Raw genomic sequence first — 15,213 nt, 5'->3', positions numbered from 1 at the left:
TTGTAGCTGAACACGACGCTCCATTTGGGCTGCGATTGGTGCGTCTTCGTTTTGCCTTCGGATGGGATATGATTGCTGGCAGAGGTATCAGAACCTCGGCACTCATCCCCACGATCTCCCCTCGAGTTAGAAATGTCCGTTCGCACACCTGGTGTTGGTTTTCGTCTGCCCCAATGGCTCCCGGTCATGGTTCTTTTCGCAGCAGGGTTGATCGGGTCCAGCTCGACCAATCTCACCGCACAATCCTCCGACGATGAAATGGCCACGGACGGCGAAATGATTTTGTTTGGCGAGAATCCACAGACAAACATCCACATCACCTCTCAAAATGCCCAGATCGAACGTTCTCCCAATGGGGCGGTGCAGTTGACGGTTCCGCCCAGCAACGGGTACCCAAACGTGCAGTTCAATGTCACCAACACACCACTTCGTTTGAACACCTTTGATGCATTGGAAGCCGATGTCTTCAATCCAGGGGACCAACCGGTCAAGGTTGTGTTGTCGACTCGCAACCCGAGATCCCAAGGTCGCGACGGCAGCAGTGCCGCAGCGGCAACGGTGCCCGCAAACTCGTCGGGAGTGATTCGAGTCGCGTTTGGTAGCTGGCATGGTCAAACCGACGTGGTGTTTGACGCGGCAAAAATTCAGTCGGTGTCGGTCATGATCGAGAAACCTGATCAGGAAAGCTCGATCGTGATCCAACGCATTCGCGCAGTCAGCGAGTCTCGTTTGCTGGAACAACTCAAAACAACTGAATTCTTCCGAGCCCAAACGCCCTTCTTCGGTCGCGGGGTCAACATTGGCAACACCTTGGAAGCTCCCCGTGAAGGCGACTGGGGACCACGCTTGGAAGCCAAACACTTGGATCAGATTCAACAGGCTGGATTCGATTCCGTTCGTGTACCAGTTCGCTGGTCGACACACGCTTCGAACACTTCGCCGTACACGATCGATCCCCAGTTCATGCAGCGTGTTCGCTGGGTGGTCGACGAAGCACTTCGCCGGGATCTGAAAGTGATGATCAACATTCATCACTACGAGGGCTTGTACGCCGACCCTGAACAACATCACGATCGATTCCTCGCATTGTGGCGTCAAATCGCGGACGAATTTGCAGGCGCACCGGATGACCTGGTATTCGAAGTCCTCAACGAGCCTCACGAAAACTTGGACGCGGGCCGATGGAATCGCCTGATGGCGGATTCGTTGCCGATCATCCGTGAGCAACACCCCCAGCGAACGATCGTGGTTGGACCAGCCAACTTCAATTCCATTGAAGCGTTGCAGTTCCTCAAGCTCCCCGAAGATCGTGACAACTTGGTCGCGACCTTCCATTACTACTCGCCGTTTCAATTCACGCACCAAGGTGCCAGTTGGTTGGGCGATGAATCCAAGCAATGGAAGGGCACCACCTGGACCGGAACCCCTGAGCAACAAAAGGCCGTTCGCAACGATCTCGATCGAGCCTTGCGATGGAGCGTTGAAAACGAAATCCCGATCTATCTCGGTGAATTCGGTGCCTACCAAGAAGCCGACATCGATTCGCGAAACCAATGGACTCGTTTCGTCGCCGATGAAGCGATCGAGCGGCGAATCGGAATCGCCTACTGGGAGTTCTACTCCGGGTTCGGAATCTACGATCCTCAAAAAGACGAATGGCGACCAACCCTCCGCGACGCCATTCTCGGGAAGTAGCTCCAAGCGTATGCGTTGGGCGTTGTCTTTTGGAAACCCGATCCGGGTCGGGTGTCCATCTCGACGGGCTTGGAAAACGCTCGGCTAGAAAGCCCATCACACGGGAACGGGACCCGGAGGATCGCGCGGCGACATTCTTCGCCCCGGATGGGGCCGACTTCCTTAGCTCGGGGCGGAAGCCCCGAGACCCATCAAGAAAAACAAAACGACGCCCCGGACGGGGCCGGCGTTGGGGATCGCGCGGCGACGGGGCGGCAAACAACTGTCGTCGCTCCGCGACTTGGGGACTTGTGTCGTTGGCGTATGACCTTGGGTTGAAAACCCAAGGCTTCCGGCTTCCGGCGCTCCGCGACTGGGTGTGTCGGCGGATCGAACAACCGCGGAGCGGTGGCAGTTGTCAGCCTCGGGTTTTCAACCCGAGGTTTCGGGCGTCACCCCCTCGCTCAACAAGCCGCGGAGCGGCCACTGGTGGCGAACCATGAGATGGGCATCGATTGAAAAAGTGAAATTGTAAATTGCAAACTGAAAAATCTGGGCGGCTGAGGCGATGACGGGGCACGGACCGAAGGAGCATTCGGCGACGATTCTCGCCCCGGATGGGGCCGACTTCCTTAGCTCGGGGCGGAAGCCCCGAGACCCGTCACGAAAAACAAAACAACGCCCCGGACGGGGCCGGCGTTGGGGATCGCGCGGCGACGGGGCGGCAAACAACTGTCGTCGCTCCGCGACTTGGGGACTTGTATCGTTGGCGCATGACCTTGGGTTGAAAACCCAAGGCTTCCGGCTTCCGTCGCTCCGCGACTGGGTGTGTCCGGGGGATCGAACAACCGCGGAGCGGTGGCAGTTGTCAGCCTCGGGTTTTCAACCCGAGGTCTCGGGCGTCACCCCCTCGCTCAACAAGCCGCGGAGCGGCCACTGGTGGCGAACCATGAGAAGGGGGACGATTGAAAAAGTGAAATTGTTAATTGCAAAATAAAAAATCTGGGCGGCTGAGGCGATGACGGGGCACGAACCGAAGGAGCATTCGGCGACGATTCTCGCCCCGGATGGGGCCGACTTCCGTAGCTCGGGGCGGAAGCCCCGAGACCAATCGCGAACAACAACGGGACGCCCCGGACGGGGCCGGCGTTGGGAATGCCGTGTGGGCCTCGCTGACGCTTCGGGTTTCCAAAATCATCGCCCCAACTCCGCGGGACGTTCCAATGAATCAACCGTCCACCTCGTCCCGGGCTCATCCGAGCAGCTTGGCAAGCGTTGTCGCCAAGGAACGCAATGACTCATCGTTCTCCAAGCTGATCCGCAACTGAGGCCGGCCGGATTCGTCACGATCCACACACTGTGTCAATCGCTCGGTCAACTTGTCGACGGTCTCGCTGGACGGTGACGCCCCGCTTCCCATCAACTCGCCCGCCAACGAAAGCGCGGCGGTCACCAACTGCCCGCTCGCAACCGAAACCTTTTCGGTTCGCTCGGCTGCGAGCTTCTCCGCTTCGGCCTCGACTCGTCGCTGCTGACTTTCGTCGACCGGCGCCGCAATCGGCGGAGGCAAAATGACTTCCAACCGCCGCTTGAGATCCTCCATCCCGCTTTGCATGGACACTTCGGACGCGTCACTGTCAAAGTTAAGCGACGCATCCGCAAGATCCTGCTTGGACGCCAGTGTTGTCAGCAAACCTTCTTCGATCGTCGGTGTCGGCTCACTGGTCGTGACCAACTTGTAAACATGAACGGGGTTCTCCTGCCCCATCCGATAGGCGCGAGCAATGCGTTGTTCCAGGACCGCAGGATTCCATGGCAAATCCACGTTGATCACGGTGTTGGCGGCCTGCAGGTTCAGCCCCGTGGAACCAGCGTTGGTCATGTTGATCACCCGGCAGTCCGGATCATTCTGGAACCGTGAAACCAGTGCAGCTCGCTTCTTTTGAGGCACTTGGCCGTCCAGCCGAACGTAGTCGCACCCGATCTCGTCGAGACGGTTCTCGATGCGGTTGAGCATTCGTCGCCATTCACTGAACAACACGATCTTGCGAGTCGGGTCCGCAATCAACCCCTCCAGCAATTCCGCCAATCGATCCAGTTTGCTGCTGTATTCATCCGCCTCTTGATCCAGCAGGTAGGTGCTGTCGCAAGCCATCCGTGCCATCAACAAGCACTTCTGCATTCGCAACCGATCCATTTCGGTCATGAACTTCTTCGCCGCAATTTGAGCGACGATTTTCATGTTCGCATCGTGAGCTTCCTTCTGTTCCGCGGTCGCTTCACAACGAATGATCTCGTCGGTCCGATCGGGAAGTTGCTTGGCCACCTCCGCACGTGTCCGGCGAAGCAACACGGGCCGCATCTTTTCACGCAGCACATCGAGTTGTCGATAACCAAGCGTTTTGCCTCGATCATCCACCACATGATGCTGGTTGAAAAATTGATACGCAGGCCCCAGCAAATCATCGTCGATGAAACGCGTGACCGTGAACAACTCACCCAGACGATTCTCAAGTGGCGTGCCGGACAAAACCAACCGAAACGGACTCTCCAATTGCCTAATCACGTTGCTCGTTTTGGATTCCCAATTCTTGATCCGTTGGCCTTCATCCAGAATGATCAAATCCCAGGGCACGTTTTCGACGGCCGTCAGATCGCGCAGGACTTGTTCGTAGTTGCAGATCGTGAAGAACGCATCCCCTTGGTATTGCTCGATCCGTTCGTCGCCCTTCCCCAGAATGATCTGCGAAGAACGTCCGCTGAACCGAGTGATTTCGTCTCTCCATTGGCTTTTCAGCGAAGCCGGGCAAACGACCAGCACGCGAGAAATATCGGAAAGGTTGGCGAGCAATTCCGCGACGCCAATGCCTTGGATCGTTTTGCCCAATCCCATGTCATCGGCAAGAATCGCTCGTCCCGCTCCAGCGGCGAACGCGATCCCATCAAGCTGATACGGCAACAACTCAGCGTTCAGCAACTTCGTTCGCAGCGGGTGATCACTGATGGATGCACGAATCCGGTCGCATTCATGCCGAATGTGTTTCTGCATCAATTCGCGTTGCAGAAACGCTTCCGCATCCGGGTAGATTTTGACGTCATGCCCAGCCGTTTCGATCGCGTTCAAGCGGTTCATCACCAGGTCGGCCGCGAGCATCGGTTTCGTTGCCCCGTCGCCGATAATTTCGACGACGGATTCGTCCACCTTGGCGGGCACATGAAACATCAACCCTTTCGGGGTGCCGCCGTCGAACGATCCATAATGGACGGCCAGAGAAATCTGTTTGCGTTGGTAGGGCTGACGAAGCTTCGCAGCGGAAAAACGATTCTTGAGTTTCTTCTGGACATGCAAAATGTGCTTGCACGTCCCCAGCCGATTCGTGCGAAAGTCGGGGCAAGTGCAATACGATTCGCCATCGTCAAATCCACGCATCGCAACTCGGTAAGTGCGTCCGGAACGTTCACTGGTGACAACATAATCCGTCCAGGGCGTTTCCGTCTTCATCGATCGAACTCGCATGCGTTCTTCTTGGGCACGCTTGGTTCGCTCCGCGATCGCTCGCTCTCGAAGTTCCTTGGCGGTCAAATTCTCGAGCGGCACGGATTCATCCGGCGGCATCGCCAACCCCAAAACTGATTTCGCATCGAGCAAATAATCCAGCGCGGCCCCCAGGTGTTCGCAAGGAACCTCGCATTGATCGCAATTCAATTGGAGCTGTTTCTTGCGGTCCGAATTCAGCGTGATCGTCGCGATCGCAAAGCCCCCCTCGAACTGGGCATCTTCGACTCGAACTCGAAACAAATCTCCACCAAGATAAACGTCTCGGTCGGATTGGATCTCAAAGTTTTGCCCGCCAGTTCGAATCAACTGCGAGCCTTCCTCTCCCAACAGATTGACCGCTTGGTGATACGTCAACGTCCCCAATCGCTGGTGAAAAACATTCGGGCGACGCTCCGTCTTCGTCTTTCGTTTGCCTGCCGTCTTGGTTTCCGTCGCCATGTGTCAACGCTCCTGCTTTCCAAGCCACGATTTTGATCCGATACCAGACACGCATTAGAGCGGATCCGGGATGCTTGAGCAGGTGGGCAGGTTACGTTGGTCGTGGAGACGGACGGTAGCCAAGTGGTCCCATGACAAGTGAACTGGTAATCTGCACAACTCCATGGCCCTACCGGACGGCACAAAACATTCCGAAATACGAATCATGCAATACTTGATCAAGCTGCTGTTCCGAACGGCCACCAAGGCGATTCTCTTGATCGGTTTGTTCTACCTGTATTCTTTGCTACAAGCACACGTTCTGCACGTCGATGAGGACAGGAGGCTGCTCCGCGATTTTCCGTCCGACATTTGCTTCATGCTCCTCTTCGTCTCGTTCGTGGCCTCTTTTGTACAGGTTGAGAGAGAAGCCAAAGACCAAAATTCTTCGTCGCCCAGCGCCGACCTCGAAAGCCACCTGGTGCGAGCAGATCAGAATGGTCTTCCGTCATAGCATTCCCTTCACCATCAGAAGTCTGATGAATCAATCCACCAAAATCTTTCCGATCATCTTCTGTTTGCTTGGAACGCCGTTTCTGTCGGCAGATGAACCAGCAGAAATCGATACGAATCGTTTTCAACAGGCCAGCGAGCGGACTTTCAAAGCGTTTGACCCGCAAACCGAACAAACGTGGGACAAGCCCTTCTTTTTCATGCAGCTTGCCGATCCTCAGTACGGCATGTTCACCGGCAACAAAGGGCTGGACAAAGAAAAGGTGCTCGTTGACCAAGCGGTCGAACACATCAATCGCCTTCAGCCGAGATTCGTGATCGTTTGCGGCGACCTCACCAATGCCACCCCCGACCAAGCCCGCTACGAGGCTCAGGTCAGCCAGTACCAGCAAGATTTTTCGAAGATCGATCCCGAGATCCCACTGGTTTGCGTCTGCGGAAACCATGACATCGGAAATCGTCCCACGGCAGAGTCCATTGCTCGCTACAACCAGCATTTTGGCGACGACTACTTTTCATTTTGGGTCGGTGGCGTTTTCAACGTCGTGCTCAATTCAAGCCTGCTAAAAGATCCCAGCGGAGCTCCCGAGCGACTGCAACAACAGCAGAGCTGGTTGGGGCAGCAACTCCAGCACCCGAGAGTGAAGGAAGCCAAACACATTTTCGTGTTCCTGCATCATCCGCTGTTCTTGGAACAAGAAGACGAGCCAGACCAGTACTTCAACATTCCCTTGGTGCGACGCACGCCGTTGCTTGCGCAATTGAAAGCCGCCAACGTGCGAGCCATCTTCGCCGGACACTACCACCGCAACGCGTACGGGCAAGCCGGCGAGATGGAAATGATCACCACCGGTCCCGTCGGCCGACCGCTGGGAAAGGATCCTTCCGGTCTACGGATCGTTCGTGTTCAAGAAACGCAGATACAACACGCCTACCATTCGCTGGAAACCGTACCTGATGCCGTCGCCATCCCCTAAGCAGGTAGGCATGAAGGATGGGGAAGAATCATGTGAGCCGTTTGGGCATTGGCGCCGGTTGTGTGCGGGAACCGTCGTGAATGATGAATCGAGAATTGGCTGACACCAACCCAAAGCCACTCGCAAACAACCGCCTCACGCCAACGCTTCTCGGACACGCGTGACCAGCGAATTGTTTCGGTCGTTTTTCCCAGGTAGCAAATACGTCGCTGCGGCGAAGTAGCGGTTGCGCAGTTCCGGCGAAATCGCGTAGTAGTCTTCGAGCGCTGCGGAACTGTATTTGTAATCGTGCGAGTCGTTGCCTTTCAGGAACGTCAACTGCCGGGCAGCATGGATCAGATCCTCCGCCTTGCCGTCCGATTCGAGGTACTGGTAAGTCGCCGCGGAGGCACGCGAACGATCTTGACCGACCGAGTCAAAGATCTGGTCGACGCTCACGGCATCGTCGCTGGATGAATCCGCCGAGAGTTCGTTGATCTGTGAATCACTCACCTTGCCCCGAGAATCCATCGCTTGCCGAAAATGCGGGATGAACGCCGCGTTCTGGAGCAGCAATCGCATTCGGTTTTGATCCTTGGCGGCGGTTCGGTAGGCGTACTGCAACGCATTGGTTGATGTGGCCGAGTGCAACGCCACAATCGCGGGTTGTTGCATCACCATTTCGCCTGCCGACAAGAACAACGCGTCGCTGATCGATTGAGGATGCACACCGGATCGAATCAGCTTCGCCGTTTCTCGCACCGCATCCTCGGGTGTCGCTTGGCGAAGCGTTTGCAGGTGCTCGATCGCAGCTTGATGATCCACCTTTCCCTCATTCCACCGTGGATCCATTTCGAGGACCAGTTGTTCCGTCACTCGAACCGCACGATCCGCGGCCAAGTCACTCGTCGATGGGTTGGGTTCGCCGGAGTGATTGAGCAAGGCGTAGGTCAGCGATCGGAGCACCGGTTCGGCATACCGCCACCCAATGCACTGCAACGTCCGAAAACCATTGGCGACGTAGATCGCTTTGTGCCCGATGCTGCGGAAGTCACGACATCCAAAGTAGGCCATCGACTCGAAGACTTCATTGGCCCCCGCGGATCGAACGTAGCCCGTGATCGCGGCGTCGGCAGCTTCCACATCCCAGTTCCGCATCGCTTCTTCGAAGGCACGCTTGGCCTGATGTGGCGGCGGCACGGCGGATTCGTTGACGGCCGACATCGTCCAGTCGCCCTCGTTGACATCCCTGGACTGCGCGGACTTGAAGTAATCCAACGCCCAGAAGATTGGCAACCAGCGATCTTCATCCGGGGAACCGAGACTGGCCAAGTGCGCCGAGTTGACGACCAACACGGCGTGGAACTTGTGCCCAACAGAAGGTCGAGGCTGAACGTTTCGGATCCCTGCCAACAACAACGCCGTCAGCACCTCGCGGTAGCCGGTCCCACTGCGGATCTTGTCCGCGAACGCTTGGACGACGCGTTCGCGGGGAGTGTCCTCGAGCAACCGCACCAGAGGCTCGATGTCATCGCTGAACCGAACCGTGTTGTGATCCAGTTTGGCTTCCGCCGCGCTGACCCGCGGCAAGCCATGCATCATCGCCACGTCGCTCAACGCCAGAGCAGCGGACGCACCACCGAGAACCTCCATGAACTGGCGACGTCGCACTGGAACATTCACACGCGTCATCTCATTTCGTTTTGCTGGGTTCATCACAACCGTTCCTTTCGAGGCTTGAAATCCGTTGGCCCGCCTGATTGCCGTTGGCCCTCCGTCTCATTGTAGAGGTTGCCACCAACCGATGCATCGCTTTTGCCCCCGCCCATCGGCGGGCAAGCCATCAGAGTTCGTTGTCTTGCTTGGCTTTGCGATACTGGCTGGGTGAGAGACCCGTCGCCCGTCGAAATTGCCGAGTGAAGGCGCTTTGATCGGCGTAGCCAGCTTCTTGTGCGATTTGCACGATCGGTTGCTGAGTGGTCTCGAGATGATGACATGCGAAATCGATGCGTTGCTTCAGCAACCACTGGCCGGTATTGAGGCCAAACGCGATTCGCATCCGACGGTCCAATTGGAAGCGTGAAAGGTTGGCGACTTCGGCCATCTCAGTGACACTGGTCGGTTTGTCGCGATTGCGTTCCGCGTGCGCCAACGCTTTGGCAACGCTTTGATAGTCGTCGCTGGATTTGTTCGGCCGGCCCAGATCGCGAGAGATTCCGACCACCCCGACCGAGTCCCCATCGCGTCCACGCAACGGATACTTGTTCGTCAGGCACCACCCCACGTCTCGTGACGCATACAGGTGCAATTCCAATTGGGCTTCGAGTGGTTTGCCGGATTGCAAGACGGCTTTGTCTTGCGCCGTGAAGTTGGCCCCGAACGGTGCCCGCAAGATCTGCTCGGAAGTGCGACCGATCAACTGTGACTTTTGCTTCAAACCGCAACGCTGCACCAGTGTCTCGTTGACGACGACGTAATGCCCGTCAGCGTTCTTGATGAAGTACACCGTGTCGTGCAAACCATCAAACAAACGCTCCGCCGTGAAGGGTTCAGCGAGCAGTTCGAACAGCTGGTCAGGCAAGGGGTTGGACGACATGATTCAATTGTGCGCATTTTCAAGTTGCTTGTCGAGCCTCGGACAAGACAACCACGCCGCCAACATTTATCCTGTGACCGAACTTCCACCTTCCCATTGCGATTGCAGAGTCACCTTGCCATGAGCACCAGCCAACCCGCCATCGACGCTTCTATCTTTCAGGGTTGCATTCCCGCCCTGATGACACCCTGTGACGCCGATCGCAAGATTAACTTTGCCGGGCTGGTTCGCAAAGGCAAGGAAATGATGTCCGCGGGGATGAGGGGCGTTGTGTATTGCGGGTCGATGGGCGATTGGCCACTGCTGACGGATGAACAACGCCAACAAGGTGTTCGCGAACTGACCGAGGCGGGTGTTCCCGTGGTGGTCGGAACCGGCGCCCAAAACACGTCGTTGGCTGCGGCTCATGCCAGCCATGCGGCGGAAGTCGGTGCGGCAGGTTTGATGGTGATTCCGCGTGTGCTTTCGCGAGCCACCTCGCCAGCCGCCCAACGAAATCACTTCGCTGCAATTCTGTCCGCGGCGCCGAATACTCCCGCAGTGATTTACAACAGCCCCTACTACGGTTTCGAAACCAAAGCGGACCTGTTCTTCGACTTGCGAGCTGACTTCCCGAACTTGGTCGGATTCAAAGAGTTCGGCGGTGCCGCATCATTGTCCTACGCGGGCGAACACATCACTCACACGAGTGACGATGTGTTGTTGATGGCGGGAGTCGACACCCAGGTCTATCACGGGTTCGTGAAGTGCGGTGCCACCGGTGCGATCACAGGCATTGGCAACTGCCTTCCTGTTGAGGTCCTGAAGTACGTTGAATTGTGCGAAGCAGCCGCGAAAGGCGATTGCGAGGCCGATCAATACGCCCGTGAGTTGTCAAACGCACTGACTGTCCTCTCGACGTTCGACGAAGGCCCTGACTTGGTTCTTTACTACAAGTACCTGTTGTTCCTGTTGGGCGACGCGGACTACGAATTCCAACTGAACGCATCAGACTCGCTTGCCCCCAGCCAAGCCCGATTTGCGGAGAAGCAACTGGCACTCTTCCAAACTTGGTGGAAGAACTGGTCGGGTAAATCCTACACCTGTTCATGAGAACTCGATCATGAACGTCAACTCATCGCCCGAATCCGTCACCCTCGTTGGGGCGGGTGTTGTCGGAATCGCGTGCGCTCACTATTTAGCGGAGGCGGGGCTCGATGTCACCGTCATCGATCGCGGCTCCATCGCGGGCGAATGCTCGTTTGCAAACTGCGGGTACATCTGCCCCAGCCATGCGCTGCCGCTGACGGAACCGGGGGCCTTCTCCGTCGCCTTGCGATCGGTGTTCAACCCACGATCTCCGTTTCGAGTCAAACCCCAAATCAATCCGGCGTTGTGGAAATGGATGCTCCAATTCGCCAAACGCTGCACGCACCAGCAGATGCTGGCGGCGGGCAAACCGCTGCAGGCAATCCTGGATGCCTCGATGAGCGAATACCACTTGCTGATGGATCGGCTGAAGCTGGATTGCGAATGGAAGGAACAGGGCCTGCTGTACGTTCTGCAATCCGAACGCGGCATGGAATCGTTTGCGAAAACCGATCGTCTGGTGTCCGAAGAGTTCGGCATCCCAGCGACTCGCATCGACGGAAACAACCTGCCTAAATTTGATTCCGGCTTGAAAGAAGGATTGGCGGGTGCGTTCTTGTATCCCCACGACACCTCGGTTCGTCCCGATAAATTGAACTCTCAGTGGGCAGCGAACCTGAAGGAACGCGACGTTCGGTTCGTCGAAAACTGCGAGTTGAAATCAATCCGAAAAGAAGCCGGCCAGATCGTTGCCATCGAAACCAACCAAGGCGACTTCAACAGCAACCACTTCGTTTTCGCGATGGGAGCGTGGAGCACCAAGTGGGAAACGGAGCTGCAATGCTCCGTCCCGGTCCAACCAGGGAAGGGCTACTCGGTCACGCTTTCGAAGCCCGATCACTCGCCCAATCATGCCATTTTGTTCCCCGAACACAAAGTCGGTGTTTCGCCATTCGACGAAGGGCTCCGCCTTGGGTCAATGATGGAATTCGCTGGCTACGACACGACGATTCCCGAGCACCGAATCCAGCAACTTCGCGATTCGGCACGCCCCTACTTGGTCGCCTCCGTTGATGGACCGGCTCAATCGCAGTGGTTTGGTTGGCGACCGATGACCTGGGACAGTTTGCCGATCATTGGTTCGCTTCCAGAACTCAAAAATGGTTTGCTGGCAACGGGACACAACATGCTGGGGCTCAGTCTGGCGCCGGCAACGGGTCGCTTGATTGCCGAGATGATCACCGGACAAGAACCACACTTGAACCCAGCTCCCTATTCACCGAGCAGGTTTTGACCGACGGCCGAGTGAATTGCGTTCAACTGACGAAGGGCGGCTAAACTACAGGGACTCGTTTTCTCGCCCGGTTCCCTGTCACGTCCAAGACTGCTTCCCGATGAGCCTTCGACTGTTCGCCTGCTGCTTGCTATTGCTTCGACTCGCGACATCGACAACGGCTGAGTCGCCACTGCCGATCGATTCGAATCGGATTCTGCGAACTCCGACGCTCACAAACGGTGATCCTCAACCGGGGAAACGGGTTTCCGTCACGCCAATTGAATACGCTGGAACGGACGTCCATCACTCGATCTACCTTCCAAACGAATGGACCGCCGACGGCGAATCATTGCCGATCATTTTCGAATACACCGGCAATCACTATCCGGCATCGGGATCAACCGGCGAAGTGGCCGATGCGGGGTTGGGGTTTGGGCTGTCCGCCGGTCAATTCATTTGGGTGACGCTGCCATTCATCCGTCACGATCGTCAACGCAATCAGATCACCTGGTGGGGCGACGAGGAGGCGACGGTTGAATATGCGAAGATCAACGTTCCTCGGATCATGCGTCAATTTTCAGCGGATCCTGACCAAGTGTTCCTCTGCGGTTTTTCCCGTGGTGCGATCGCGGTGAACTACATCGGATTGCATGACGATGAAATCGCGAATTTTTGGACGGCGTTTGTTACCCATGACCACTTTGACGGTGTGCGTGCGTGGAAAGGGACCGATTGGGGCAGTCCCCTCGCAAACTATCAATCCGAAGCAAGCCAGCGACTCAAACGCGTGAGGGATCGTCCGTATCTGGTTTGCCAAAATGGTTCGTATGCCACCCAGGAATTTGTCCGTGACGTCCTCCCGAACGCACAAAACTTCACCTACCTGTCAGTCAACACGACCGAAGCACTTGGCCCATTCCCGAATGAATTCGCCAAGGCTGGACACAACGATCGCTGGCTGAATCGCCCCAACCGGTACCGCTCCGCAGCTTGGGATTGGATGAATCAAGTTCTGTCCGAGCGGACAAGCAAGACGTCGAAGTAAAACCATTCTCTCGAGGAAGATGCACGGGATTTTTGGATCATCCAAGCGATCAGGCGCGTTCGCCAAAACATTGGTCAGTTCCTGGTCCAGACTCATCAAACGGATGAGGCGAAACGCTTGAATCGTTCAGCCATTGACGCCGATCGGAAATTGGATTCCTGGCGAACGCGACGCGACCATTGCCATCGAAACGATGTGTCGCGACTGAAAGAAGGGTCCCCGACTCCTCAGCGAGCAATTCACATCCCATCCGTGGGCGGCGCGTCGGCCTACCAAGCAAGCTCACCCCGTTCCGGCGGCGTCAGTCGATCTCCCCCCCTCGGTCCCCACACGCAATGGAATCGCGATAAAATCGATCATCGAGCAGTGATTCAGTGCTCACCCGCGTCCATCACGATTGAATCCATGGTTTCCGAAAGCGAACGAGGGCGAGTAGATGACGATGGAAATCGAGCGTGCTGTCGTGATCAATCTCGATCGCGACTCCAAGCGACTGCACCGTTTCTATCAAGCTTTGCCGGCCGACTGGCCGTTTCCCAAACCAATGCGGTTCTCGGCATGGGATGGCTCACGAATCCCTGCTCCACCCTGGTGGGTTGCGGGGGATGCCGCCTGGGGTTGTTTTCGCTCCCATCAGTTCGTGATCGAGCAAGCCATCAACGATCAAGTCCAATCATTGCTCGTGATGGAAGACGACGCGTTTTGCCATCCCGAATTCAGTGGACTCTTCCAACGGTTCGCGATGGAACTTCCGAGTGATTGGCAGTGGGTTTACCTGGGCGGGCAACACATCCAAAGAGAGCGAGGTCTACCGATCCCAATCACCGAGCATGTCTACAGGCCGTTCAATGTGCATCGGAGCCACGCGTATGCGTTACGCGGTGCCACCGCCATGCAAAGGGTGGTCGCTCATTTGCATGACCGAGACTCATGGGGCGAGAAACACCACATTGACCATCGTTTCGGTGAGATGCACGCAACGCTTGACGCGGGGCTGTATTGTCCCGATCGCTGGCTCATCGGTCAGGAAGCGGGCTACAGCAACATCAAACGAAAGCACGTCGAAGCCAACTTCTTTCCCGATGCGCGATCGTTCTACGACCTGCAGATCGATCGTCCCGTCGTGGTGGTGGTTGGAATGGACCGGAAGCACCGACTGATCGTCGCGGCCATCCTGCATCGCATGGGCATCTCTTTCGGAAACGCACCGCCACCGGGATCAATCGACCAAGCACTGGATTCCTATTGTGCGCCGGGGCTCGATACCGTTTGCAACCACTTGGTCGTTGATCCGGTTCAGCATCTTGTCGCTGATGAAGCGTTCCGTATTTGCCACTTGAAAATGTGGGCTGACCGGCGTTTGAAGTCAGCCAATCCAAAGATGCCAATTGGTGCGACACAACCGAAACTCGCTTTGATGCATCGCGAGATTCGATCCGCCTGGCCGCAAGCGATCTTCATCGTGGTCCACGTTGAAAACCCGAGACCACCGGTCGGGCTGGATGCCGTTCACCATCGTCGAGCGATTTCCGCCATGGGGCACCTTCAGCAAGAGGCAAATTGCCATCGTGTCAACGGTGACGACTTCAAACGCCCCGATCAATTGGTCCACCAGTTGGCGGAGATGATTGCGGCCGACTTCAGCGCATCCGATATCGCGACCGCAAAACAATTTGCCATCGAACTTTGCCGGCAGGTCGAAGCAGGTGGACAGGAATGATCGGGAAGAACCATGTGATCTGTTTGGGCAATCGCTCCGGTTGCATGTGGGAACAGTGACGTTCGCCAAAACAGCTCCAGTGCCCAATGACTTCTGTTTAACCGGCGAAGACAACGCTGGTCCCGTTCCACTTCACGGAACGATTGTCGATCGTCAACCAATCCACCACCAAGTCGGGTGAACTCCCTTCCATCTGCCCTCAATTGCAAGACTGAGTTGCCTGGCAATCCGTTTGGTGGCTTACCGCCGACCCACGGGGTACAATCCCTCCTCCAAGGCCATTGAAACCCAATGCCTCCCACCCATGTGCCCCCACAGCACCCGCGAGGTCGTGACGACGCCTCGTTGCCTTCATCGCGGAGTCAGCGACACCCAACAGCGGCGTCGGC

10 protein-coding genes are annotated in these 15,213 nt (G+C 56.6%); 7 read left to right on the top strand and 3 right to left on the bottom strand.

Annotated elements, in window-relative coordinates:
• The first annotated feature begins 132 nt into the window (after window positions 1–132).
• Complete coding sequence (locus RISK_RS04315; protein WP_047812980.1) at window positions 133–1,695, top strand: glycoside hydrolase family 5 protein; 1,563 nt, start codon at window positions 133–135, stop codon at window positions 1,693–1,695.
• A 1,231-nt stretch (window positions 1,696–2,926) separates the two neighbouring features.
• Here the strand turns inward: RISK_RS04315 and RISK_RS04310 are convergent.
• On the bottom strand, window positions 2,927–5,671 hold the full coding sequence (locus tag RISK_RS04310; protein ID WP_047812979.1) for a DEAD/DEAH box helicase: 2,745 nt from the start codon (window positions 5,669–5,671) through the stop codon (window positions 2,927–2,929).
• Window positions 5,672–5,876: 205 nt separating this feature from the next.
• Between RISK_RS04310 and RISK_RS32105 the strand changes: the two genes are divergently transcribed.
• Together RISK_RS32105 and RISK_RS04300 are read left to right on the top strand one after the other, a co-directional pair.
• Window positions 5,877–6,164 (top strand): hypothetical protein, encoded by a 288-nt coding sequence (locus RISK_RS32105; protein ID WP_047812978.1) that lies wholly within the window; start codon window positions 5,877–5,879, stop codon window positions 6,162–6,164.
• Window positions 6,165–6,189: 25 nt separating this feature from the next.
• Complete coding sequence (locus RISK_RS04300) at window positions 6,190–7,140, top strand: metallophosphoesterase (protein WP_047812977.1); 951 nt, start codon at window positions 6,190–6,192, stop codon at window positions 7,138–7,140.
• A 135-nt stretch (window positions 7,141–7,275) separates the two neighbouring features.
• Here RISK_RS04300 and RISK_RS04295 read toward each other — a convergent pair whose 3' ends face one another.
• A complete protein-coding gene (locus RISK_RS04295; RefSeq protein ID WP_047812976.1) occupies window positions 7,276–8,835 on the bottom strand; it encodes a hypothetical protein in 1,560 nt (519 codons plus the stop codon).
• A gap of 127 nt (window positions 8,836–8,962) precedes the next feature.
• Entirely contained in the window at window positions 8,963–9,715 is a 753-nt protein-coding gene (locus RISK_RS04290; RefSeq protein WP_047812975.1) for an AraC family transcriptional regulator, read from the bottom strand.
• A gap of 120 nt (window positions 9,716–9,835) precedes the next feature.
• On the opposite strand from RISK_RS04290, the gene RISK_RS04285 reads away from it, so the two are divergent.
• The 4 genes from RISK_RS04285 (at window position 9,836) to RISK_RS27865 (ending at window position 14,824) form a co-directional block, all read left to right on the top strand.
• Complete coding sequence (locus RISK_RS04285; protein WP_047812974.1) at window positions 9,836–10,807, top strand: dihydrodipicolinate synthase family protein; 972 nt, start codon at window positions 9,836–9,838, stop codon at window positions 10,805–10,807.
• 10 nt (window positions 10,808–10,817) lie between these two features.
• Window positions 10,818–12,077, top strand: a complete 1,260-nt coding sequence (locus tag RISK_RS04280; RefSeq protein WP_047812973.1) for an NAD(P)/FAD-dependent oxidoreductase — start codon at window positions 10,818–10,820, stop codon at window positions 12,075–12,077.
• 100 nt (window positions 12,078–12,177) lie between these two features.
• The gene (locus RISK_RS04275; RefSeq protein WP_047812972.1) at window positions 12,178–13,104 is read left to right on the top strand and encodes an alpha/beta hydrolase family protein; all 927 of its coding nucleotides are present in this window, start codon (window positions 12,178–12,180) and stop codon (window positions 13,102–13,104) included.
• Between the two features lie 436 nt (window positions 13,105–13,540).
• The gene (locus tag RISK_RS27865) at window positions 13,541–14,824 is read left to right on the top strand and encodes a glycosyltransferase family 25 protein (protein ID WP_053061054.1); all 1,284 of its coding nucleotides are present in this window, start codon (window positions 13,541–13,543) and stop codon (window positions 14,822–14,824) included.
• Window positions 14,825–15,213: the final 389 nt, after the last annotated feature.

It is taken from the genome of Rhodopirellula islandica, assembly GCF_001027925.1.
Lineage (GTDB): Bacteria > Planctomycetota > Planctomycetia > Pirellulales > Pirellulaceae > Rhodopirellula > Rhodopirellula islandica.
The sequence above is the reverse complement of the archived record's forward strand: the minus strand, read 5'-3'. Positions and strand labels throughout refer to the sequence as shown.

Bases quoted from the DNA above. Each gene is read 5' to 3' on its own strand.
- RISK_RS04315 (WP_047812980.1), top strand. From the start codon at position 133: ATGTCCGTTCGCACACCTGGTGTTGGTTTTCGTCTGCCCCAATGGCTC.
- RISK_RS04310 (WP_047812979.1), bottom strand. From the start codon at position 5,671: ATGGCGACGGAAACCAAGACGGCAGGCAAACGAAAGACGAAGACGGAG.
- RISK_RS32105 (WP_047812978.1), top strand. From the start codon at position 5,877: ATGCAATACTTGATCAAGCTGCTGTTCCGAACGGCCACCAAGGCGATT.
- RISK_RS04300 (WP_047812977.1), top strand. From the start codon at position 6,190: ATGAATCAATCCACCAAAATCTTTCCGATCATCTTCTGTTTGCTTGGA.
- RISK_RS04295 (WP_047812976.1), bottom strand. From the start codon at position 8,835: ATGAACCCAGCAAAACGAAATGAGATGACGCGTGTGAATGTTCCAGTG.
- RISK_RS04290 (WP_047812975.1), bottom strand. From the start codon at position 9,715: ATGTCGTCCAACCCCTTGCCTGACCAGCTGTTCGAACTGCTCGCTGAA.
- RISK_RS04285 (WP_047812974.1), top strand. From the start codon at position 9,836: ATGAGCACCAGCCAACCCGCCATCGACGCTTCTATCTTTCAGGGTTGC.
- RISK_RS04280 (WP_047812973.1), top strand. From the start codon at position 10,818: ATGAACGTCAACTCATCGCCCGAATCCGTCACCCTCGTTGGGGCGGGT.
- RISK_RS04275 (WP_047812972.1), top strand. From the start codon at position 12,178: ATGAGCCTTCGACTGTTCGCCTGCTGCTTGCTATTGCTTCGACTCGCG.
- RISK_RS27865 (WP_053061054.1), top strand. From the start codon at position 13,541: ATGACGATGGAAATCGAGCGTGCTGTCGTGATCAATCTCGATCGCGAC.